Below are 539 nucleotides of genomic sequence, written 5' to 3'. Positions count from 1 at the left end.
GATAAAATGTTTAATGATATTATTGATTCCATTATCAATAATGCAACTGATGATGAAATTGAAATCATTAGAGAAAAGCTCAATAACCATATCATCAATCATATCTATGATGGTGAAGTACATAAGGAACTGTCAGATGAATTTGATAGTTCCTTTTGCCCTCACTGCGGGCATGAGCACATCATTAGATATGGCAAGGATAAAAATGGAAATCAAAGATATTTATGCAAACATTGTCACAAGACTTTCTCGCCCATGACAGGAACTCTGTTTTCATATTCAAAGAAGGAAGCCTATCAATGGTATCTGTATATGGAATCACTCTTTCGTGGTGATACCATTGTACAGTCTGCTCATATTGCAGGTATATGCGAACATACATCTCTTGTGTGGAGACATAAGATACTGAGTGTATGTGCTTCTCTCACGGCTGAAGATCGCATACTAGATGGAGTTGTTTACCTTGATGAAAAACTTTCAGATGTTAAACATCCTGGAATAACAGTTGAAGATAAAGAATCAAAGAAGAAAAGAGGAAT

At 35.3% G+C, this 539-nt stretch carries 1 protein-coding gene; it reads left to right on the top strand.

Translation table 11 applies throughout. From position 1 onward, the window contains the following. Nucleotides 1-539: transposase (locus tag B5E79_RS13535; RefSeq protein ID WP_479684575.1), on the top strand; the 539-nt coding region annotated here is incomplete at both ends.

This window comes from Massilimicrobiota sp. An134, assembly GCF_002160815.1.
Classification (GTDB): Bacteria; Bacillota_I; Bacilli_A; order Erysipelotrichales; family Coprobacillaceae; genus Allocoprobacillus; species Allocoprobacillus merdigallinarum.
The sequence above is the reverse complement of the archived record's forward strand: the minus strand, read 5'-3'. Positions and strand labels throughout refer to the sequence as shown.